Annotated in this window: 22 protein-coding genes; 5 read left to right on the top strand and 17 right to left on the bottom strand. The window is 31.7% G+C overall.

Annotated features, from left to right (window positions below; all coding sequences use genetic code 11):
• The first annotated feature begins 3 nt into the window (after positions 1–3).
• From ACHRVX_RS23030 to ACHRVX_RS23010, 5 genes are all read left to right on the top strand, one after another.
• Positions 4–720: a ThiF family adenylyltransferase gene (locus ACHRVX_RS23030; RefSeq protein WP_395336741.1), complete on the top strand. Its 717-nt coding sequence runs from the start codon at positions 4–6 to the stop codon at positions 718–720.
• 95 nt (positions 721–815) lie between these two features.
• Positions 816–1478 carry an HAD family hydrolase gene (locus ACHRVX_RS23025; protein WP_395336739.1) on the top strand — a complete coding sequence of 221 codons (663 nt, stop codon included), beginning with the start codon at positions 816–818 and terminating at the stop codon, positions 1476–1478.
• A gap of 72 nt (positions 1479–1550) precedes the next feature.
• A complete protein-coding gene (locus ACHRVX_RS23020) occupies positions 1551–2393 on the top strand; it encodes a DUF2911 domain-containing protein (protein ID WP_395336737.1) in 843 nt (280 codons plus the stop codon).
• 204 nt (positions 2394–2597) lie between these two features.
• Positions 2598–3122, top strand: a complete 525-nt coding sequence (locus tag ACHRVX_RS23015) for a TetR/AcrR family transcriptional regulator (RefSeq protein ID WP_395336735.1) — start codon at positions 2598–2600, stop codon at positions 3120–3122.
• 2 nt (positions 3123–3124) lie between these two features.
• Entirely contained in the window at positions 3125–3538 is a 414-nt protein-coding gene (locus ACHRVX_RS23010; RefSeq protein WP_395336733.1) for a DUF1348 family protein, read from the top strand.
• 1 nt (position 3539) lies between these two features.
• On the opposite strand, the gene ACHRVX_RS23005 is transcribed toward ACHRVX_RS23010, so the two are convergent.
• The 17 genes from ACHRVX_RS23005 to ACHRVX_RS22925 form a co-directional block, all read right to left on the bottom strand.
• Positions 3540–4169 carry a hypothetical protein gene (locus ACHRVX_RS23005; RefSeq protein ID WP_395336731.1) on the bottom strand — a complete coding sequence of 210 codons (630 nt, stop codon included), beginning with the start codon at positions 4167–4169 and terminating at the stop codon, positions 3540–3542.
• 335 nt (positions 4170–4504) lie between these two features.
• Positions 4505–4642 (bottom strand): hypothetical protein, encoded by a 138-nt coding sequence (locus tag ACHRVX_RS23000; protein WP_395336729.1) that lies wholly within the window; start codon positions 4640–4642, stop codon positions 4505–4507.
• Positions 4643–5157: 515 nt separating this feature from the next.
• Entirely contained in the window at positions 5158–5625 is a 468-nt protein-coding gene (locus tag ACHRVX_RS22995; RefSeq protein ID WP_395336727.1) for a hypothetical protein, read from the bottom strand.
• Between the two features lie 266 nt (positions 5626–5891).
• The gene (locus tag ACHRVX_RS22990) at positions 5892–7100 is read right to left on the bottom strand and encodes a DUF2931 family protein (RefSeq protein WP_395336725.1); all 1209 of its coding nucleotides are present in this window, start codon (positions 7098–7100) and stop codon (positions 5892–5894) included.
• Entirely contained in the window at positions 7057–7320 is a 264-nt protein-coding gene (locus tag ACHRVX_RS22985; RefSeq protein WP_395336722.1) for a hypothetical protein, read from the bottom strand. Before ACHRVX_RS22985 ends, ACHRVX_RS22990 begins: the two co-directional genes overlap by 44 nt.
• 53 nt (positions 7321–7373) lie before the next feature.
• Positions 7374–7967: a hypothetical protein gene (locus tag ACHRVX_RS22980; RefSeq protein WP_395336720.1), complete on the bottom strand. Its 594-nt coding sequence runs from the start codon at positions 7965–7967 to the stop codon at positions 7374–7376.
• 65 nt (positions 7968–8032) lie between these two features.
• On the bottom strand, positions 8033–8614 hold the full coding sequence (locus ACHRVX_RS22975) for a hypothetical protein (protein WP_395336718.1): 582 nt from the start codon (positions 8612–8614) through the stop codon (positions 8033–8035).
• A 23-nt stretch (positions 8615–8637) separates the two neighbouring features.
• On the bottom strand, positions 8638–9237 hold the full coding sequence (locus ACHRVX_RS22970) for a hypothetical protein (protein ID WP_395336716.1): 600 nt from the start codon (positions 9235–9237) through the stop codon (positions 8638–8640).
• Positions 9238–9298: 61 nt separating this feature from the next.
• Positions 9299–9892, bottom strand: a complete 594-nt coding sequence (locus ACHRVX_RS22965) for a hypothetical protein (RefSeq protein ID WP_395336714.1) — start codon at positions 9890–9892, stop codon at positions 9299–9301.
• A complete protein-coding gene (locus ACHRVX_RS22960) occupies positions 9889–11385 on the bottom strand; it encodes a hypothetical protein (RefSeq protein WP_395336711.1) in 1497 nt (498 codons plus the stop codon). Before ACHRVX_RS22960 ends, ACHRVX_RS22965 begins: the two co-directional genes overlap by 4 nt.
• Before the next feature lie 5 nt (positions 11386–11390).
• Positions 11391–13202 (bottom strand): type VI secretion system Vgr family protein, encoded by a 1812-nt coding sequence (locus ACHRVX_RS22955; RefSeq protein WP_395336709.1) that lies wholly within the window; start codon positions 13200–13202, stop codon positions 11391–11393.
• A gap of 29 nt (positions 13203–13231) precedes the next feature.
• On the bottom strand, positions 13232–13627 hold the full coding sequence (gene tssD, locus ACHRVX_RS22950) for a type VI secretion system tube protein TssD (RefSeq protein WP_395336706.1): 396 nt from the start codon (positions 13625–13627) through the stop codon (positions 13232–13234).
• A gap of 16 nt (positions 13628–13643) precedes the next feature.
• On the bottom strand, positions 13644–14117 hold the full coding sequence (locus ACHRVX_RS22945) for a hypothetical protein (RefSeq protein ID WP_395336704.1): 474 nt from the start codon (positions 14115–14117) through the stop codon (positions 13644–13646).
• 221 nt (positions 14118–14338) lie between these two features.
• Entirely contained in the window at positions 14339–16063 is a 1725-nt protein-coding gene (locus ACHRVX_RS22940) for a sodium:solute symporter (RefSeq protein WP_395336701.1), read from the bottom strand.
• Positions 16064–16186: 123 nt separating this feature from the next.
• Positions 16187–18718 (bottom strand): PIG-L family deacetylase, encoded by a 2532-nt coding sequence (locus tag ACHRVX_RS22935; RefSeq protein ID WP_395336699.1) that lies wholly within the window; start codon positions 18716–18718, stop codon positions 16187–16189.
• A 158-nt stretch (positions 18719–18876) separates the two neighbouring features.
• Positions 18877–19407: a hypothetical protein gene (locus tag ACHRVX_RS22930; protein WP_395336697.1), complete on the bottom strand. Its 531-nt coding sequence runs from the start codon at positions 19405–19407 to the stop codon at positions 18877–18879.
• A gap of 400 nt (positions 19408–19807) precedes the next feature.
• Positions 19808–21643, bottom strand: coding sequence for a hypothetical protein (locus ACHRVX_RS22925; RefSeq protein ID WP_395336694.1), 1836 nt, complete (start codon positions 21641–21643; stop codon positions 19808–19810).
• Positions 21644–21674 lie beyond the last annotated feature (31 nt).

The following is a 21674-nucleotide window of genomic DNA, read 5'->3' as shown; positions in this document are numbered from 1 at the left end:
AGAATGGCAGAGTGGACAGAAAGAGCCGAGCTTTTATTTACCAAAGAAGGATTGCACAACTTACAAAACTCTCATGTTTTAGTAGTAGGTTTAGGAGGAGTTGGATCATTTGCAGCTGAGTTTTTGGCAAGAGCCGGAGTAGGAAGTATGACAATTGTTGACGGAGATGTTGTAGATATTACAAACATTAACAGACAATTACCAGCTTTACATTCAACCGTAGGACAGCCAAAAATTACAATTGTAGGCGATCGTTTGATGGATATTAATCCGGAATTAAAACTAACCCGCGTGGAGGAATTTTTATCTCCGGAAAGAGCTTTTGAGATTGTTTCTCCAGAATTTGATTATGTTTTAGACTGTATTGACAGTATTACGCCAAAGCTGAATTTAATCATTGCAGCAAAGCGTAAAAGAGTTAAAATCATAAGCAGCATGGGCGCTGGCGGAAAAATGCTGGCATCAAAAGTAAAAGTAACTGATATATCTAAAACCATCAATTGTTATTTTTCCAAAGCGATCAGAAAACGATTAAAAGCAGAAAAAATCAATAAATTAAAAGTGGTTTTCTCTTCTGAAATTCAAGACGAAAAAAGCTTAAAATTAACCGACGGAAAAAACTTCAAAAAATCTTTCTACGGAACAAATAGCTATATGCCGGGATTATTTGGTTTATACATCGCCGAAACCGTGATTAGACATTTGTTGAAGAAAGAGTAAATAGAGTTGCTAAGTTGCTAAGCTTTTAAGTTACTAAGATGTAGCTGAAAAACTTAGCAACTTAGCAACTCAGAACCTTAGCAACTTAAAAAAAAATGATTAAAACAGTAATTTTTGACATGGATGGTGTAATTGTTGACACAGAACCAGTTCACCGTTATGCGTATTACAAACAATTCACAGAATTAAATATTGACGTGACGGAAGAAATGTACACTTCATTCACCGGATTTTCTACTCGAAATACATTTCAGACATTGAAGGGATTTTTTCCAACAATAGAGCATGAAGTAGAGGATTTGATTCAGAGAAAAAGAAGCATTTTTAATGATGCCTTTGACACTAAGGAAGATCTATATTTATTAGAAGGCGTAGAGGACTTAATTAAAGATTTGTATGCGAATGGTATACAATTAATCTTGGCTTCATCAGCTTCAAAAGTTACGATCGAACGCGTGTTTACAAGATTCAATTTACATCAATATTTTACAGATGTGGTAAGTGGAGAAGATTTTCCGCAGTCAAAACCCAATCCGGCTATTTTTATACATGCAGCTTCCTTATCTATTGCGCCAAAAGAAGATTGTATCATAATTGAAGACAGCACAAATGGTGTAAGAGCAGCAAAAGCGGCAGGAATTTTTTGCGTAGGATACAATAGTCACCATTCAAAATTACAGGATTTATCAGAAGCTGACATTATTATAAATGAGTTTTATGAATTAAATGCTCAAAAAATATCACAGTTAAAGGACTGAATTATAGAAAATTTAACATTTGTTCGTTAATTGTATTTGTAAATTTGAACAAAACAAAATAACTCATAAAAAATGAAAAAACTACTTATCGCATTAGCCATTATTTTGGCTCCTTTTGCTACAGAAGCACAAATAAAAACACCACAGGCGAGTCCTAAGGGATATATTAAACAAACGGTAGGATTAACTGATGTTGAAGTTACGTATTCAAGACCGGGAGCAAGAGGCAGAGCGGTATTTGGAAATCTGGTTCCGTTTGGTAAATTATGGAGAACCGGAGCTAATGAAAACACTATTATTAATTTTAGTGATGATGTAGTAATCGATGGTAAAACATTAAAAAAAGGGAAATATTCAATTTATACCATTCCTAAAATCGAAAGCTGGGAAGTTATATTTTACCTTTCTACAGATAATTGGGGATTACCAGAAACATGGAATGAGGCATATGTTGCTTTAAGAACTACTGTAAAAGAAGATGCTTTACCAACTCCTGTTGAGACATTTACAATTGGTATTAATGGTTTAGATCCAAATTTTGGATATCTGGAAATGGCTTGGGAAAATTCTCATGTGGCTTTGAAATTTGAAGTTCCAACTGCTAAAGTTGCTGTTGCTAGTATTGATAAAACTTTGGCCGGACCAACTGCTACAGATTATTTTTCTGCTGCTACATATTTGTTTCAATCCAACGGAAATATTGAAACTGCAAGAACTTACGTAGATAAATCATTAGATATGAGTGCCGAAAAACCTTATTTCATTTTAAGATTAAAAGCGCAAATTCTGGCGAAACAAGGAGATAAAAAAGGGGCTGTTGAAACTGCAAAAGCTTCACTTGCTGCTGCAGAAGCTGCTAATAACCAGGATTACGTAAAACTGAATAAAGATAGTATCGCTGAATGGAGCAGATAATAATTCTTTGAATTATTAAATTACAATTTTTTTTGAATTCCAAATTCCAAAGCTTATATAGTTTTGGAATTTGGAATTTTTTCATTTCGATCAACGGTTTAAATCACAAAAAACTATAAATGCTAATTTATTTTTCCAACAAACAGACAGACCTATCTGTTTGTTGAAAAAATAATATACATTTGTACTTTAAAATATTTTATCATGTTGCCAAAAGAACGAATTTTAGAGACCGTTTCTGTTTTATTTCATAAACAAGGATATAATGCAACAGGCATTAACCAAATCATTGAAGAAGCAAAAGTGGCTAAAGCAAGTTTTTATCAGCATTTTAAATCGAAAGAAGATTTATGTGCTGCTTTTTTAAACGAACGCCATGATTTTTGGTTTGATGCACTAGAGGAGTTTACAGTAAAGGAAAAAGATCCAAAATCAAAAATTTTAGCTTCTTTTGACTTTTTGATTTTTATGAATCAGAATGAAAACTTCAGAGGTTGTAGTTTTTTGAATATTCTTTCTGAAATTCCTTCGGATAATGTAAAAATACTTGCTGTAATTCAAAGCCACAAAACTGATTTACGCACATATTTTAAAAATATTTTAACCAATGATCTTATTGCAGATCATGCATATTTGCTTTTTGAAAGCTGTATTATAGAAAGTCAGTTATTCAAATCAAATGAACTCATTGAGCAGTCCAAAAAAATAATTCAAACTTTAATTTCATAAAAATGGAACAAAAATTCCCATTGCCACCTTTCACATATGAAACAGCAATAGAAAAAATTCAATTAGCAGAAGATGCCTGGAATAGTCAGGACCCTGAACGTGTATCAAGAGCATATACAACTGACAGCGAATGGCGAAATCGGGATCAGTTTGTAAATGGGAGGGAAGAAATTGTTCGCTTTTTGACTAAAAAATGGCAAAAAGAAAGCCATTATAAACTAAAAAAAGAATATTGGGCGCATACTGATAACAGAATTGCAGTTAGGTTTGAATATGAATATCAGGATCCTAACGGAAATTGGTTCAGAGCATACGGAAACGAAAATTGGGAATTTGACACTAATGGTTTAATGCAAAAAAGATTTGCCAGCATAAACGATCTTGCCATAAATGAGGAGGACAGAAAACTGAAATAAATCAATTCAAACTTGGCGGTTCAGGAATTTTAATGCTTCGTTTTATTTTCTTGAGAATCAGCAAGTAAAACGTAATTCCGCCTAAAATGATAAGCAAGGCAATTTGCAATTGTCCCAGACTATTATTTTTGCTGTACATAGTGTTGGCACCGGCTAATTTTGCTTTTCCTTCCTGAATCTGAATTTGAGATAATGCTTCCAGGGTTTTCATTGCTTCATCGCTTGAAACGGCAATTTTATTCCAATTTTTGTTTAGAACTTGTTTGTTGATTTCTCTACAGGAATTTAAAAAAGCATCAAAATATTGTTTTTCCTTATTAGTCAAAACTGTCTGTGCATACAAATTATCAATATCGTGTATACTGTTTAATGTGCGAATTATTTCATTTTTTTTACTAGTGTCGCTTAAATCCGGTTTTTCGGCTTCCGTTTTTATAAAGTGAAGTTGTTTATAATATTGAAAAATATAATGCGCGACAACAAGTCGGTCTTTATAAATCGCATTAATATTTTCATTGACATTTTTTGAATTTTGAAGCGTATTAAAATTTCCCAATAAAATGACAAGCATCACAATAAGTAAAATAAAAGCAGCTTTAGTTTTGTTGCTGTATTTTTTTAAATCTTTCATATTGAAGCTTTTTTTGTTGGTTTACAAATAGTTAGTACTCAAAGATATAGTTTTTGAAGTAAAATCAAAATATTTGGTTTTTAGATATTGTTCAAGGTTGCAATGTCATTAAGTTAAGCTTTTACAAAATAAAATCTTCTTTTATTCGTGTTTTACTAAGTAAATCTGTTTTCTCCGATTTAGAATTAGACGCTGATTTTACTAATTCGATAAATCGAAAACGCTGATAAAAACGGATTTTCGTAATTAACTTTCAAACTATAAAAAACTTCAAAAAAAAATGCTGTAAAACATAAGTCTTACAGCATTTTTTTTGAATTTTCAGAAGGAACGAATTATTCCACAACCAATTCCTCAGTGTCTTTTTCTCCTCTAAAAAAGATAAGCTGAATAAGCAACGACAACACAATTGTCAAAATTGCTCCGATAAAATTCAGCCATAAATAACCTAATTTTTCCTGAAGGTAAATCATGAAATAATAAATGAAACAGATTAAGGCCTTAACTTAATAACATTACGCTAGCGCTAGCGGGTAGAAAATTGTTTTGCAATTATAGTTTATAAAACCATTTTGAGTTTTTTCTGTCCAATAAATCATATAGCATTATAACGCCCATTTCCTTAGTCATTTCTTTTTGTTCTTTTGATTGCCTTAATTTTATGTAATGTTTTTTATCGATTGAAAAATCATTATTTTTTAATGAATAGAGAGAAATTTTATATTCATTAAAATCCCAGTTCAAATAATCCAGCAAACCATCATTGTTAAAATCTCCAAAACAATCTTTACCGCCATTGTAGCCATCAATAAAACAAAAGGATTTTATATTATGCCATACTTCATAAAAAAATGTCTTCGCCCTTTCGATTCTATATAATATTCCTATGCTGGCCGCGAGCGTCGCGTTCGTGCACAGTAACGGATTTCAATTCTGTTATATCAACTATGCGTTCACGAGCGATACGCTCGCGGGGGAATTTTATGTTTTAATTATTTACTTCAATTTCAGGAAATTTGTAATCCGTTTTATAGTACATCGATATTCTTTCTGTTTTATTATTACTTTTTTTGACTTGTAAAAACTTATCATCTAAAAACTCTACCTTCAAAGTATCTTTTTTTGATTTAATTTTATCAAATAATATTATTCCATTATCTAGATTAATTGAGTATATTCCTTTATTTGTTAAAACGTCATAAATTTTATATTCATAAGTGTTATCTTCTTTAAAGGTATAATTGAAATTAGTTATCCAACCTTCTGGACGATTTCCGAATTCTTTTTCAAAATCGTATAATTCTGATTTTGAAAAAGATTTATTGGTATAAGTCACAAAATACCAAGAACCTATAATTTTACTTTTATCGATTTTGTTAGGGGAGCAACTCAGAAATAATATTAATGATGTAAATAATAATAAATTTTTTAAAATAATAAAGCTAATGGATTTCATAAGTTCTTCTCTTCTAATTAATATTACTTTTTTTATCTGTATTATAATCAATAGGATGATTACAAACCATAATCTGCTAATAGTGTATTGTTCCTGTTATATTTTTTCCTTTATAAAAATATTCAACAAAAGGTGTGGCGATATAATTTTTCGGTGCTGACATGCCAGCATTCCAACTGAATTTCTCTTGGATTTTTGGAGATTGATAGCTTACAAATATGACAAAAGGTAAAAGAATATAATTAACTTTTTCATGAAATTTGCTTTTACTTTTCTTGCCAATATTCAATTTCTGGAGTTTTCAAAGGTTCTCTGCCTTCCCACTTAGGAAAAACAAAACCTTTTGGAAGAGAATAATAGGATTTTATATTTTTATCTTCAGAATCTAACATTATAAACTCCATCAATTTTATTTTTTTATTTTTACCTGTTAGCCACAAAATACCCTTACCTCCACCTTTATACGAGATAATAATTATGCGGTTGTAATATTCAGTTTTATTTGAAATTGAATTAATATAAGGTTTGGAAACTAATTCTTCGAGATTTTGTGGCATTACCAAAATTCCATGCATCATTTTATCTTGATTAGTTATTTTCCATTTTAAATCAATTTGAACGGGCAGTTTTTCTTGTCTTTTTAAATTATTGTTTTCTAAATAATTATAATTTTCCCATTTAAAAATATCTATAGAATTAATAGACGCTTTATTAGTCCATGATTGATACCAAGAACCATCTGTTGAATTAATAGTTACTATTTTAGGTTTGACTAAACCATCTTCACTACTAAATCCAATATCATAATCATACTTCTTTTCTCCTTTTTCCCAAACGGAGTAGGGAACTCCATGTAAATACAAATAAATACTAGTTTCAGAATTAATATATTCTTTTGAATTTTTAATTTCTTTCATAAGTTTTTGATACTCTATATTTCCTTTCATCCATATTCCTTTATTGTGAGCTTTAAATTTCACAATTTCAGTAATTACTTGACCTGCTTTCATCCAAATAGTTACACTACCTCCTGGCGCAGTACCTCCAACCAACAACGTATAATCGTCTATTTTAGCATTGTTAGGATTTACAGCACCTTTGCGAAATAATTGAATCATTTTTTTTCTAGGCAATTTATATCCTCTTTCATACAATATATCATCTACACCACATGACCATTTTACAAATACGCTGTCAGGAACTGGTTTGAAAATATCTCCTCCTGTATATCCCCCCATAGTTATTCCCCAACCTTGTCCTACACCAACACTTGTAGAAGCTCCTGCAATACTTTTTCCTTGGTAAAAATATTCTACAAATGGCACAGCAGAATAATATTTAGGAGAAGAAATTCCTGCATTCCATTTAAATTTTTCTTTGTCTTTTGGAGATTGACAACTTGCCATTAAAACAAAAAACGAAAAAATATAATTAGCGATTCGCATAAAATTTTCTTTGATGAGTAATATTTCCATTTTCGTCTTTTTGATAGGCTACAGGATGATTGACAAAACCATGATTTCCTAAAATAGAATGATCTCCTGTTTTAGAATACAATGCCTCTAAACCATCATAATGAGTTGATAAGTGTAAGTATTTTTCAGAAATAATTTCTTCAAAATATTTTTTTTCTTTATAATTTGTAAAGCATAATGCAAAAAATGTTGAACTAACAAGCAATACTATTCTTTTCACATTTCTTCATTAATATATACCATCATCTTTTTGGCAATAATTATATATTCTATTTACCAGTTTATTTTTGCCTTTACCTGTATTGGCTTTTTCTCTTTTCTCTTCTGAATAACGAATGTTATAGAATCAGGAATTCTGCGCAACTCCTCAATAAATTTAGGATTATCTTCTCTAAATTTTTTATACGATACCAGCGGTATCGTATCATTAGTGCTTTTTATATTCTCTACAGCAGTTTTTGGGTTATATTTCTCAATTAATTTTTGAGCATCTTCTTTTGATATTTTTATTTTTCGTTCCACTAAATATATACTCTTTGGATAATTAGGGTATTGATATCTATCTAATGAAAAAATTGCTTTATCAGTCTGACTGTCATATATAACATAATCATCAATAATCATAGATAAACGATTATCTTTTTTATAATAAATACCTACAAACCATATATTAGAGAAATTATTAAGATATAAGTTAAATTCAAAAGGTATAGTAATTACAAAATCCTCTTTGTCTTTTGGAAACTCAGCCATTGCAATATTTACATTTTTCTCAGAAACTATTTCTTTAAAATAGGTTTTCTCTTTGCAGTTTGTAAAACATAATGCAAAAAGTATTGTGCTAATAAGTAATATTATTTTTTTCATATTTCTTCGTTCATATATATACAATCAGCTATATCGTAGTATCTATCTAGTTCTATTCATGATTACTAATTTATTCTTGCCTTAGCATATATAGGTTTTCTCTCTCTACCATTACGAATAACAAATGTTATAGTATCAGGAATTTTGCGCAGCTCCTCAATAAATTTCGGGTTATCTTCTTTAAATTTTTTATACGATACCAGTGGTATCGTATCATTGGTGCTTTTTATATTCTCTACAGAAGTTTTTGTATTGTACTTTTTAATTAATTTTTGAGCATCTTCTTTTGATATTTTTATTTTTCGTTGAATAATATAGATTCCTTTAGGATAATTAGGACATTCAAAGTTATCAAGCGTAAAAATCATTTTATCAGTTTGTGCATCATACATTAAATAATCATCAACCTCAGAACATAAATGATTATCCTTTTTATAATAAATATTTACAGATCTTATATTTGGAAAATTATTAAAATACAAATTAAATTCAAAAGGAACATTAATTACTAAACCTTCTTTATCTTTAGGAAACTCAGCCATTGCAATATTTACATTTTTTTCTGAAACTATTTCTTTAAAATAGGTTTTCTCTTTGCAGTTTGTAAAACATAATGCAATGCTAATAAGGAGAGTTATTTTTTTCATATTTCTTCGTTCATATATAATATTTACCAATTTATTTTTTCCTTTATTTGTATTGTTTTTTTTTCTTTTCGGTTCTTAATAACAAACTTTATAGAATCAGGAATTCTGCGCAACTCCTCAATAAATTTGGGGTTATCTTCTCTGAATTTTTTATAAGATACCAGTGTTATAGTGTCATCTATACTTTTTATATTCTCTACAGCAGTTTTTGGATTGTACTTTTCAATCCATTTTTTAGCTTCCTCTTTTGAGATTTTTATTTTTTGTTCAACTAAATATATACTCTTTGGATAGTTAGGGTATTGAAATTCATCAAGCGTAAAAATTGTTTTATCCGTTTGACTCTCATTTATTAGAAAATCTTGAACAATGACGCAGCCATGATTATTTTTATCATAATAAATGTTCACAAACCATATATTCGGAAAATTATTAAGATACAAGTTAAACTCAACAGGTATGTTAATTACCAAATCTTCTTTTTCTGTATCTCTAGGAAATCTAAGTTTAGTAATACTTACGTTTTTCTCCGAAACTATTTCTTCAAAATATTTTTTTTCTTTGCAATTAGTAAAACATAATGCAAAAAGTATTGTGCTAATAAGTAATATTATTTTTTTCATATTTCTTCGTTCATAATATATACAATCACTACATCGTACTATCTGTGTAGTCTATTCACGATTACCAATTTATTTTTTCCTTTATTTGTATTGTTTTTTTTCCTTTTCTATTCTTAATAACAAATGTTATAGAATCAGGAATTCTGCGTAACTCCTCAATAAATTTTGGGTTATCTTCTTTAAATTTTTTATAAGATATCAGTTGTATTGTATCATTAGTGCTTTTTATATTCTCTACAGCAGTTTTTGGGTTATACCTTTCAATAAATTTTTGAGCTTCCTCTGTTGATATTTTTATTTTTCGTTCCACTAAATATATACTCTTTGGATAATTAGGGTATTGATATCTGTCTAATGAAAAAATTGCTTTATCAGTTTGACTTTCATATATAACATAATCATCAACAATCATACATAAACGATTATTTTTTTTATAATAAATACCTACACGACGTATATTCGGAAAATTATTTAGATACAAGTTAAATTCAACCGGTAGATTTATTACTATGTCTTCCTTGTTTTTAGGAAACTCAGCCATTGCAATATTTACATTTTTCTCTGAAACTATTTCTTTAAAATAGGTTTTCTCTTTGCAGTTTGTAAAGCATAATGCAAAAAGTATTGTGCTAATAAGTAATATTATTTTTTTCATATTTCTTCGTTCATAAATATACAATCAACTACATCGTAATACGTATCTAGTTCTTTATCTTCTACTTCGTAAGTTATCAGTGTATGGGTTAGTGGCTCTTTTGTTGTAAATCTACTGTTTACTATATCTTGCCTTACTTTGAATTTCCCAGTAAACAAATCATTCATAATTTCTGAGTTTACAGGGATTGAATAAAATAAGTTTTTTGTTGCCCAGCTATTATATTCTATAAATGACAATACAGCATCAAGCCCTTTTGTTTTGGTGTTTTGCCAGGTAATCCACATTTCCTCGTTAAAAACTTCATCTGATTCTTCTAGTAAATCCTGAACCATCCATTCGAAAAGAAATATCCCAAAAGCCGCAATTTGATATCCGGGAACAAATGCTAATGCTGTAGAAACAGAAGGCGTCGTAAGTTTTCCGTTGCTGCTTAGCTCAGGTATCATATTTCTAAATTCATCTAAAATTAGAAAATAGGTAAATACATTTGCTGCTTCTTTTGCAAATTTCACACTTTTTTTAATATTATTTATCACGGCAGTAGATGATCCTTTGACAACAGGAGCCTCTATCATTTTTTCATCAATAAAAATGTTCGTAACATTTTCCTTTACATGAAAAAAATGACTTATTTCCTCGACTTCGTAACTTACAGCTTCTAACCTGTTTTTTTTAATATTAATGGTTTCAGAATAAATTTCTTTTTTAAACTTTTGGATATCTTGTTCAAAATGAAATTTGGTTGTAGAACGAATTTTTAAAGAAATAAATTTCTGAATCTCCCCATTTGGCAATTGATCAATTGCAAAAGTTATAATATATCCTTTTCGTGAATATATTTCAGGGAATGCATAAGCTTCTCCATTATAGGCAGGTTTTATACGAAGCTTAATATTTGATGGATGTACATTTAGAAAATTAGGCTCTGATGTCCAATTTTTATGATTATAGCACCATGTCCAATACAACTCTAAATAGCCATTCTTAAACAATCCTATATCTTTACGGATCTCATTATGCCATCCAGGGTTTAAAAATAACTCTAGTGTAATTCTATGTTTTCCGTCTACTTCTCTTACAACACCTGTTTTAATAACTTCTTTTCCAGCAAACTCATCATCATCCGGATTTAACCAATCTAGAAATAGTCCGGTGTCGTAGTCCCAAAGTTTAAATTGAATGACAGTTCCTAAAGGTATATTTTTATTTACAGTGAGTTGAAAATATACTTTTTTTTCTAAATATGATTTTGGTCCTTTTAAACCTTTCTCTAAATTTCGCATTCCTTCATAATCAGGACTCCACCAACCGGAAAAAGCAATTTCCGGTTTTGTAGATGCTGGTCTGGGGTCTGGTTCATTATAACTATATTCAGGAGCATAGTAATCAATGAACCCGTTTGAGTTAATTTCTATTTCGTTTGCAAAAATCTTTGTTTTTCCTCTAGTAATATAAGTTGCGTTTCCACCTACATATCTTATTTTGGTCATAACTTTTAATTTAGTCTTGTGCCTTCGCCACTATTATTTTTTATTTCCTGATCTGAATGAAACTCATGTCCATTTTCACTTTGACTAATTGCTTTTCCTGCAACAATATAAGTTTTATCATTTTTGATTTCAGAATTAAAATCACCCTCGATATATTCGTGAGAACTTCCATCAACCTTCAAAAAATTATCACCTGTAACACTTGTATTTAAACCTCCGCCAATGGTTGTTGTTTTATTTAGAATTGCCGTTTCAGCAATATGAGTTCCTGCATTATATGTAATCCCTTCTGACGCATTTACTATAAAATTTTTACAATTGAATGTGATAGTTTCGGTAGAAGTCAAATTCATATTTTTATTCTCTTCATCAAGATGCAATTCATTTCCGCTTGGATCAGAAAGCCAGATACCTGTTTTTTCGACAAATTTTAATAATTGACCAAATCTAAATTTGAATCCCTTTATCATATTCTTGGGATCGAAGAATTCAGGTTTTGCTTTTCCGTTGTAATGTGATCCTGAAACATAAGGACATTCGATATTTCCTCCTTCAAAATCAACCAGAACTTCATCGCCAATTTCCGGCGTGTAATACGATCCTCTTGCTTCTCCGGCATATTGTTGTTTTACACGAATCCATTCACTTTCGGTATTTCCGCCTGCCCAATAAAATGCTACTTTTACACGTCCCAGTTTTTCAGGATCGTTATTGTCTTTTACTATCGCAGACTGGGTTTCTGCTTTTCTAAAGGTTTCTACATCTGTATAATGCGGAGCGGTAACATCGGCAGGAATCGCTTTAAACTCACAAGTATAATTACCGTGTACTTCTGAGTGATGAATAACTTCAATGGCAATAAGTTGATGTTCTACGGTTTGGTTTTCGATGCTAAAAACTTGTCCAACTCCAATGGGTAAATAAGAAGTTCCGCTATAATAAACACTATTAGCATCTTTTCCTGCAGTTTTCAATTTGACCATTTCTGAAATTTCATCGGCATTTTTTGCCTGATTGGTATAAGATGCAATATTTAAATCAGGCTGTGAAACTGATGCTTGTCTGTCCAGAACAACTCTTGAAAAACTATCGGCACTACCGGTATTGGTTGCAAGAGCAGATTTTCTCATTCCGGTTGCACTAGTATAATCATAACCGGCAAATGATGCTTTATGCGATACCAGATTGGTTTCTATGCAAAAATTATGTAATGATGATTTGTTGATTAATTTTACTTTACTGGTTTTGGTTTGTCCCAACTGTATGCGCATTCCGTCAAAATAAAACCATTGGCCGTGTCTTGCCGAAAGGCGTTTTAAAAACTCAAAGCTGGTTTCGTTATATTGTGTTTTATGTTCAAATATTTTAGTAAAAGTGGGTTCAATCGAGTCTCTTTGATAAAACTCACCCGCGGTTTCTTCAGCAAAAATATTTATCGCTATTTCCTTAAGACTGCGGTCTGAAAAAATTCTTGACTTTTTCAAATCATCTAATAAAATAGTGTGGCTTATTCCTGTAACATGCAAACCAAGAGGACTTCCGTCAACATCAACTGATTTTAACTTAGTGATTATTCCTTTAGACATTAGTCGAATCCCTGACTGACTTTTAAAGGTAAAAATTACTTCCCTTCCTTCATATTTTCTAAGCGCAGCTGCCTGATCTGCAGGTTTAATCACGGGTGAGGCTGTATATTGCCATGTAAAGGAAAAATGATGATGATCCATCATTGACTGGGTTAATTTTAAATCATAGTACACAATATTTTGTGTAAACTCATCTATTGTAATATGTACCTGCTCTGCGAAATGTGACATAATTTTTATTTTAGTAGTGGCTTATAATTTTAATCTAATGAAATCCAGTTGTTTGAGAATTTAGCATTACCAAAGGTGAGTTCCTTTGCAACAATTTCCAGTGTAATCCTCATAGGTACAGCATTTGTACTTGTAAATTGTTCGCGGTAGTTGATACAAAAACCTTTTACAAATTTGAGTTCCTTCATTTTGCTCATGGCATCTCTTCTATAAAATACAATTTTGCCATCTTTAGTTAACGTGCTGTTCAGCATCCATGATAAAAAATCAGTACTTTGGGTTGCTTCAATTACGACATTAATAGTTCCTCCTTTTGGTTCGCCCATTGGTTTACCGGTAGAATCTTTTCCCTGAGTAAACTGAGTGTCGAAATCCAGGACATTAAATTCTTGTCCGTCAATATGTAATTTGGATAAAAAACTCATTTTTTTTTTTAAGTGATTAATTAAATGATATGTAGGCATCAATTTCATGATGCTGGCTGGATTTGAATTTTGATTCTACGAGTTGGTACCGGATTTTTTCGCCCTCTGTTTCCTCACAGAAAAAGTTTAAATTCCAGTTTAAATCGAATCCGTAATAAGGGTCTATAAATTTTTCGAAATAATTAGCAGCCATCTCGACGATTGTTTCAATAGCACAAAAAGAAATCGTTATTTCATCGCAGGAGTAGGTATCACCAATAACAGGGTAATATCTTTTTTTATTGACCATTACAGTCTCCGGAATAGTGATCCAAAGGTTACCATTATGATCCCTGAATGTACAATGCGAGTTAGAAATGCTAAAAAGTGTACTGGTTTTATTGTCTAAAAGAGAGTGGGGTGTAGCGTGTTTCTTGTCTCCAAAAGCAACGATACGGGAAAAATATTTTTGAGATATTAATTCAATGGCTTTTTTGTGTGTCTGTATCATGTTTACATCTAATTTAATTGACTACTAAATCGTTGTAGTAAATGTATTGTAAACATATTTTGCTAATTGCCTCCAGAAGTTATTAGAGTATTATAATAAGGTTTATTATTACAAAATGAACATTAGGATTTTTGGTCTTTTTAATTTGCATAACATTCAAAAAAAAATGCTGTAAAACATAAGTCTCACAGCATTTTTTTTGAATTTTCTGAATGAACGAATTATTCCACAACCAATTCCTCAGTGTCTTTTTCTCCTCTAAAAAAGATAAGCTGAATAAGCAGCGACAATACAATCGTCAAAATAGCTCCGATAAAATTCAGCCATAAATAACCTAATTTTTCCTGACGGTAAATCATAAAGTAATAAATGAAAAATATAGTGGTTTGACTGATAATAGCACTTATAAACATTGCTTTTGCTTTTACGCGACGCAGATAGAATCCAACTAAAAATATTCCTAATACGGTTCCGTAAAAAATAGAACCAATAATATTAACCAGCTGAATCAAATTCTCGAACAAAGTTCCTACGCAGGCAAAAAGTATCGCTACAACTCCCCAGAATAAAGTAAAAAACTTGGTTGCATTAAGATAATGTGTATCTGATTTTTCGGTTTTCAGGTTTCGTTTGTAAATATCAATTGCCGTTGTTGAAGCTAAAGCATTTAATCCCGAAGCCGTTGATGACATTGCTGCTGAAAGAATTACGGCTAATAATAAACCAATAAGTCCTTTGGGTAAATAATTCAGTATAAAGTGAAAAAACACATAATCTTTGTCGTTGGTTTCACTATTAGGATCGGCTCTTAAAATAATCTCTTTGGCACGTTCGCGTAAATCTTTTTCCTTGTTTGATAAAGTAACTAATTCTTTTCGCAAAATAGGATTGTCGAAATCCTGATTCAACTGATCGATGTACAATAAATTAATTACTTTTTTATCTTCAGAAAGTGTACTTAGTTTTTTTTCTAAACCGTGATATTCTTCTTTATAAGCTGATTTTTCAATAATCGCTTTGTTATTCGGATTAAAATTTAAAGGAACAGGATTGAACTGAAAAAACACAAAAACCATAACTCCGGTTAATAGTATGAAAAATTGCATTGGTACTTTTAAAATTCCGTTCATGATTAAACCCATCTGGCTTTCACGAATTGATTTTCCGGATAAATAACGTCCAACCTGAGATTGATCTGTTCCAAAATAGGCTAGGGCAAGAAAAAATCCACCGGTGATTCCGCTCCAGAACGTATACTTTTCTTCAGGATTAAAAGAGAAATCCACAATATTCATTTTATCATTTGCACCAGCGATATGCAAGGCGCTTGTAAAAGTCATATCGTTTGGTAAATAGTGCAAAATAAGGAAAAACGTGATAATCATCCCCGACATAATCACAAACATTTGTTGCTTTTGTGTTACGTTGACGGCTTTTGTTCCACCGGAAAAAGTGTAAATAATTACCAAAACCCCAATCATGATGTTCATCAGGGTTAAATTCCAGCCTAAAAGAGCGGACAAAATAATGGCGGGAGCATAAATGGTAAGTCCGGTTCCCAAACCTCTTTGAACCAGAAATAAAATTGCAGCCAGAGAACGCGTTTTTAAATCGAATCGTTTCTCTAAAAACTCATAAGCCGTAAAGACTTTGTTTTTATGATATAACGGAATAAAAGTCACACAAATGACAATCATGGCAATTGGTAATCCAAAATAGAACTGCACAAAACCCATTCCGTCATGATATGCTTGTCCCGGAGTTGATAGAAATGTAATGGCACTGGCTTGTGTTGCCATGACCGAAAGCCCTACCGTGTACCAGGGCGTTTCGTTATTGCCAAGAATAAAATCCTCGACATTTTTACTTCCTTTGGTTTTCCAGGAACCGTATCCAACAATAAATAAAAGTGTAACAATAAGTACGATCCAGTCAAATAGCTGCATAGGTTATGAGTATAATTGCATGATTAAGAAAAAAATCAAAATGTAAATTGCATTTGCTACCAAAACATACGTGTAGCTTTTTTTCCATTTTTTTTGTTTTTTAGCTTCCATATTTTGAATATTTTATTTCTTTAATTCTTGTTTTGGAGCTTCGACCGGCTGTTTCAACGAAATCATATTAGATAATAATCGATATGCTCCGGAAACACCTTCAGGTAATTCTCTAAAAAAGCTCAAACCGGTGTAAATATAATATCCTTTTCCGTAAGGCGCGACTAATAATGCACCATTTTTAGGAGATTCGCCTTTGTCATGTGCGGATAAAATAGGAGTAAAGGCAGGATCGTATTGATCCGGATAATATAAACCCTGCTCTTGTGTCCAGCCTTCAAAATCTTTTGTACTAATTTTATTTGGTATATTTAAAATAGGATGATTTGGCGCCAGAAAAGTAACTTTTGCATTTTCTTCGGTAACTCGATCGTTTGATATTTTTAAAGGATATGGGGCAATTTGATCTGTTACAGTTTTGCCGTAAGTGTTGTATTGTACAATCATGTTTTTACCGCTTTTTACAAAATTAAAAAGTATATTTTGTTTGTTTGCGAGCGCGTTTACGGTATTGTAGGCACGAACTCCGGTAATGACAACATTAAAAGAATCCAGTTTTTCGGGTGTGATTTCTTCAGGTTTTATAATTGTCACTTTATACCCCATTTGAGCTAAACTTTCCGGAACTTCGTCGCCGGCTCCCATGATATAAGCAATGGTATCTCCGTTTGTTTTTAAATCAATACGAATACATTTCGATTCGGCTGGTTTTAAAACCATTTGTTTTGTAATATGACTGTATTCAATAATTGTCTGGTCTTTATCAAAACGTTTATTGTCAACGGTTGCTATGCTTTTGGCAACAGCCTCTTCCGGATTTACGGGCGGTGTAACTTCAAAATAAAAAATTTGTTCGGTTCCTTTTTTCTCTAAACTAAAAGCAATTTCCTTAGGTGAAACATTCCAGCTTTTAGGTAAGTCTAATTGCAGGTTTCCTTTTATGGCATCTTTTCCGGCACGCACTTTTACAGGAATCATTTTACTTTTTGTATTTCCAAAAATGAGAACTTTTTCTAAAATTGATGTGGTAACTTCAGGAACAATATCCAGAAAATTATACATTTCGCCTTTTACTCCATCATTATATTTGTAAACAACGGTGCGCTCAAACGGGATCTCAACCCCGTTTATCTTAATATTAAATACCACTTTTACCTGTCTGATAATATCCGGAATACCAATGTTTTCCTGATTTGAAACGGTATACATTCCTACACTTGCTTTTTCTTTTAACCAATAAGGCTGTGTATATTCAACCGTACCAGGCAACTGAATCTGGAAATTTATTTTTTGATCGTTATTGTTTTTTAATGCAATATTCTGAACCGTATTTTTATTATCAGGTAATGACGTAATGCTGGTCAGTTGCATTTCGGCAACAGACCTGTTTATAGCTTCAAGACTTAGTCTTATTGTACTTCCCGGTGTTGCTTCTTGTTCGCTCGCAACAGCTTCAAGATATAAACCTGAACAAGATGCTATTATATTTTTTATTGCATTTGATTTTAATGTTTTCCAATGGTCATCTTGCAAAGCTTCAATCATAGAATAAGCTTTAACCAAATCAGGAATACTTGCTGAAGGATTGCTGAAATCATATTTTGCTATGATATTGGTAATTAAATCTCCAATAGGTTTTCCATTTTTGACACGGTTCCATGAAGTATCAATTCCATCAAATAAATTATCGCGGTCTTTAGGATTATCACCATTTATAAGTTCTAAATATTCTGTTTCCTGACCACGTGCGCCAGTACTTCCAAAACCTTGTGATTGATGACGGCTTCTGCTTAAAGCAGCAATTTCCTGATTTGATTTTCCAATTCCGGTATAATAAACTCCCGTTTCTAATTTGGTAAATTTTGTTTTATTAGCAGCATCAAATTTTTCCTGACTTCCATAAAACCACCACGAAGGATTAAAAAACTGACGTTTTACCTGCCACGGTTGTACATATTTTAATTGTTCAGGATATATTTTTGAATCGTTCGTCAATTTAAAACTTTCTACGCTCAACATGGCTGATGATGTATGATGTCCGTGCGTTGTTCCCGGAGAACGATGATCGAATCTATTGATGATGATATCCGGTTGAAATTTTCTAATTGTCCAGACCACATCAGCAAGAACTTTATCCTTGTCCCAAATATCTAATGTTTCATCAGGATTTTTGGAGTAACCAAAATCATTGGCACGTGAAAAAAACTGTTCACCACCATCAATTTTTCTGGCTTCAATTAATTCCTGAGTTCTTATAACACCTAACAATTCACGCAATTGGGGACCTATTAAATTCTGACCTCCGTCACCGCGGGTTAAGGATAAATAACCGGTTCTGGCATTCATTTCGTTTGCCATATAAGATATTAAACGGGTATTTTCGTCATCCGGATGTGCTGCCAAATACAAAACCGAACCTAAAAAGTTTAGTTTTTTAATTTGATTGTAAATTTCGACAGAAGTTGGTTTTTGTGGTTGTTGTGCAAATGAAATGGAAATTCCTGCTAAAAAAAAGAGAAGAATTTGAATTTGAATTTTTCGCATAGCGTAGTTAAATGTTTGAAAGTGGCTCAAAAATACTAATTATATTTTTGAGGAGTATTTAAATGAAATGTTAATGTTTGGTTATTGATTTCCTTTTTTAAGGAATTTAATAAAAAAAAGAGAGTATCAAAATTGATACTCTCTTATATGGTGATAAATTATCTTCTTCCACCGTGTCCGTGATGATCATCGCGGTCGTGTCTGTCATCTCTATCATGTCTATCACCTCTGTCGTGCTTATTATACTGTTTATCATAACGTTTGTAGTCTTTATGATCGTGACGAGGCTCGTTATAACCGTAAACGGCTCTTGGTCTGTAAGGTCTTTGAGGCGCTCCGTGATATCCTTTATAATACGTTACTCTGTGACGGTTAAAATTGTTGTAAGGAGTTCTGCCGTGGTAATCGTTTAAACATACTTTATAACCTCCGTATAAATCATAGTTTCTGTATTGTCTTGGTAAATAAGTTGTTCTGATCCATCTTCCTCCTCCAAAATAAATAAACTGAGAAGCTCTAACATCATAATATGATTCAATATCGGGTAAATAATAATATTCTGTTTCAGCATATCCTGCAGGTCCCCATGCAGGAGGCGTCCCTATATTAACGTTAATTGAAACCTGAGCTTGTGTGGCACTTGCAACCAAAAGAAATAAACCTGCGATTGCTATTTTTATTGTTTTCATTTTGTTTAGTTTTAATGTTAATGTTATTCCTGTTTAGGGATATTCATATACTGTGCCAAAAATAAAAACATAATGTATCTCGTCGGATAAAAAATACTTTTTAACGAGTATTTTATAGAAGGTTATTTTGTAAATATTTGATTTATAAAAAGTTCCGAAATTATTAAAATTTTGAAAAATATAACCCACTTTCTATAGGATCAAAATAAATGGTGTGGAAAAACATAAAAGATATTAGTTTTTAAACCAAGTTGATGGTTTAGCAATTCAATAAAAAAGTTTTCTTAAAAAAAAAATAATCCTTACGTGATATTTTTTCTGGTTGCTTTTTGTTCTACCAATATTTAACTCCTAGCGGAGTAACAAAAATATCCCGGAGATTTTGGGATTGATCATTTCTCTATCTATAATCAACAACTCTTGGTTTAGCCAGTTCAAAATTCTGCATTCCATCATAATCTGTAGTTTCAAAAGTATTAGTCTTAAATACATTATCGCCCTGATACGGAATTGTTGGATAATAAGACAGCGAAAGTTGAAAAGAACTGAATACTAAGTAGTCATTACTAATTAATAAACCAATTGTAAGTTTTGAGTAGGTTTTATTTCGCGCAATTGCGTCATTTGGATTTCCTAGTGAGGCAATGGTATAATTAAAATACGGATTCATACGAAATCCCCACAACGAATAAGGGGAGTACGTTTGTGTTTGAAGTGATAAAAGCATTTTATCTGTTCCGTATATGGCGCTATTAAAACCCGCTAAACCATTTTGTTCATTGATATTCAATTGATCTCCAATAATATTTTCGCGATTTACACCAATAACAACTTTCGGATTAACGAATTGTCTTAGTTTCCATCTTCCTATTTTATAAAGCTTTGTAAAGTAATTGGTTTCGATTGAAAATGCGGTTTGATACGTTTTAGATTGCTGAATAAATGTCCCGGCCTCAAAATTCATACTTAAGAATCCTAATCGGTAATAATTTCCAAAAGAAAACTGCCCTCCAACGTACGGCCGCCAAAAAGTATTTTTATACTGATAGCCTAAAGTAATACCGTAAATACGCCCAATGGGAACATCTTCCGTTTGTCCGTTCCTGAAAATATAATTGTCTTTGATAAATTTACGTCGGTTCAGACCAATTCCGGCAAGTAGTATTTTTTCATCAGAATAAAAATTATTAGGATCATAAAGTGCAGTAGGAGATTCTGTAAAATCTACATTTAAAAACCTTGCCGTTGCGACTAAATTTGTGATTCCGTTTTGATCTTCAAATACCTTACTTGCATGACCTGCCCAGAAATCCTGAAAATTATTTTTAAATGGTTGAAATGCATACGATAAATCAGGAGCCTGCAAGGTATCTCTTCGAAAAACCTGTCCTACATAAACTCCACCTGCCCATTTAGTTAAGGGGGAATAAAAGAGCCTTTCGATATTTACACTTTTGGTATAATTATGATCAAGATCCATTCTATAGTATAGTGTCGTTCCTATATACGTATTGGTAAGATTAGGAATGGTGTAAGTCACTTCATTAGAATTACGTCCGTCATTGAATCTATTCGCAAATCGATATTCTAATTGTTGCCCTGAACCAAAGAAATCTTTTTCTTTTATTCCGAGAGAAACCTGATTACTGGAAATGGAAAATTTTGGAATGGTACTCCATGAATCCAAAACCCGAATGGTAACATCTATAGAATCTGAAGCCGCACCAACAAGTTTGTTTGTTATTCTCACGGCAGTCACATATTTCTGAGAACGTATCAAACGCTCCGATTCCTGTACTTTATAAGTATCGTAAACAGAATTTCGCTTGAACAATAATAAATTTTTGATTGCTATTTTTTTTGTTTTTAAATGCAATCTGTTTCCCGTTCTTTCTCCCCAATTTTTTGGCGTTTGCGTAGAATCAGAAATAGAATATCCAAATGGATCAAGCGTCACAATATTTATATTCCTGATAATTTTCCCACTAAAATCCGTAGTATCATTTTGAACCAGAATTTCCTTTTTTCTAGGTTTACTTCCTCTAAACAACAGTTTGTGCAAAGTTTGTGTAAACTTATTTTTTTTAGAATAATTTTTAATTTTGGTATAAACTTCTATGCTGTCTTTTTTCTCGTGACCATCTTTTTTAGATTTACCTTTTTGACCATACGCACCTTGCAAGCAAAAGCACAACAAAATGAAAATGAAAAAGATTATATTTTTATTTATAGACATTATTGAAAGAGACTGACTTAAAGTTATATTA

It is taken from the genome of Flavobacterium sp. FlaQc-47, assembly GCF_044006475.1.
In the GTDB taxonomy this organism is placed as follows: Bacteria; Bacteroidota; Bacteroidia; order Flavobacteriales; family Flavobacteriaceae; genus Flavobacterium.
The sequence above is the reverse complement of the archived record's forward strand: the minus strand, read 5'-3'. Positions and strand labels throughout refer to the sequence as shown.

What these genes read in the sequence shown, in the direction of transcription:
- ACHRVX_RS23030 (WP_395336741.1), top strand. Translation starts at nt 4, where the DNA reads ATGGCAGAGTGGACAGAAAGAGCCGAGCTTTTATTTACCAAAGAAGGA.
- ACHRVX_RS23025 (WP_395336739.1), top strand. Translation starts at nt 816, where the DNA reads ATGATTAAAACAGTAATTTTTGACATGGATGGTGTAATTGTTGACACA.
- ACHRVX_RS23020 (WP_395336737.1), top strand. Translation starts at nt 1,551, where the DNA reads ATGAAAAAACTACTTATCGCATTAGCCATTATTTTGGCTCCTTTTGCT.
- ACHRVX_RS23015 (WP_395336735.1), top strand. Translation starts at nt 2,598, where the DNA reads ATGTTGCCAAAAGAACGAATTTTAGAGACCGTTTCTGTTTTATTTCAT.
- ACHRVX_RS23010 (WP_395336733.1), top strand. Translation starts at nt 3,125, where the DNA reads ATGGAACAAAAATTCCCATTGCCACCTTTCACATATGAAACAGCAATA.
- ACHRVX_RS23005 (WP_395336731.1), bottom strand. Translation starts at nt 4,169, where the DNA reads ATGAAAGATTTAAAAAAATACAGCAACAAAACTAAAGCTGCTTTTATT.
- ACHRVX_RS23000 (WP_395336729.1), bottom strand. Translation starts at nt 4,642, where the DNA reads ATGATTTACCTTCAGGAAAAATTAGGTTATTTATGGCTGAATTTTATC.
- ACHRVX_RS22995 (WP_395336727.1), bottom strand. Translation starts at nt 5,625, where the DNA reads ATGAAATCCATTAGCTTTATTATTTTAAAAAATTTATTATTATTTACA.
- ACHRVX_RS22990 (WP_395336725.1), bottom strand. Translation starts at nt 7,100, where the DNA reads ATGGAAATATTACTCATCAAAGAAAATTTTATGCGAATCGCTAATTAT.
- ACHRVX_RS22980 (WP_395336720.1), bottom strand. Translation starts at nt 7,967, where the DNA reads ATGAAAAAAATAATATTACTTATTAGCACAATACTTTTTGCATTATGT.
- ACHRVX_RS22975 (WP_395336718.1), bottom strand. Translation starts at nt 8,614, where the DNA reads ATGAAAAAAATAACTCTCCTTATTAGCATTGCATTATGTTTTACAAAC.
- ACHRVX_RS22970 (WP_395336716.1), bottom strand. Translation starts at nt 9,237, where the DNA reads ATGAAAAAAATAATATTACTTATTAGCACAATACTTTTTGCATTATGT.
- ACHRVX_RS22965 (WP_395336714.1), bottom strand. Translation starts at nt 9,892, where the DNA reads ATGAAAAAAATAATATTACTTATTAGCACAATACTTTTTGCATTATGC.
- ACHRVX_RS22960 (WP_395336711.1), bottom strand. Translation starts at nt 11,385, where the DNA reads ATGACCAAAATAAGATATGTAGGTGGAAACGCAACTTATATTACTAGA.
- ACHRVX_RS22955 (WP_395336709.1), bottom strand. Translation starts at nt 13,202, where the DNA reads ATGTCACATTTCGCAGAGCAGGTACATATTACAATAGATGAGTTTACA.
- tssD (WP_395336706.1), bottom strand. Translation starts at nt 13,627, where the DNA reads ATGAGTTTTTTATCCAAATTACATATTGACGGACAAGAATTTAATGTC.
- ACHRVX_RS22945 (WP_395336704.1), bottom strand. Translation starts at nt 14,117, where the DNA reads ATGATACAGACACACAAAAAAGCCATTGAATTAATATCTCAAAAATAT.
- ACHRVX_RS22940 (WP_395336701.1), bottom strand. Translation starts at nt 16,063, where the DNA reads ATGCAGCTATTTGACTGGATCGTACTTATTGTTACACTTTTATTTATT.
- ACHRVX_RS22935 (WP_395336699.1), bottom strand. Translation starts at nt 18,718, where the DNA reads ATGCGAAAAATTCAAATTCAAATTCTTCTCTTTTTTTTAGCAGGAATT.
- ACHRVX_RS22930 (WP_395336697.1), bottom strand. Translation starts at nt 19,407, where the DNA reads ATGAAAACAATAAAAATAGCAATCGCAGGTTTATTTCTTTTGGTTGCA.
- ACHRVX_RS22925 (WP_395336694.1), bottom strand. Translation starts at nt 21,643, where the DNA reads ATGTCTATAAATAAAAATATAATCTTTTTCATTTTCATTTTGTTGTGC.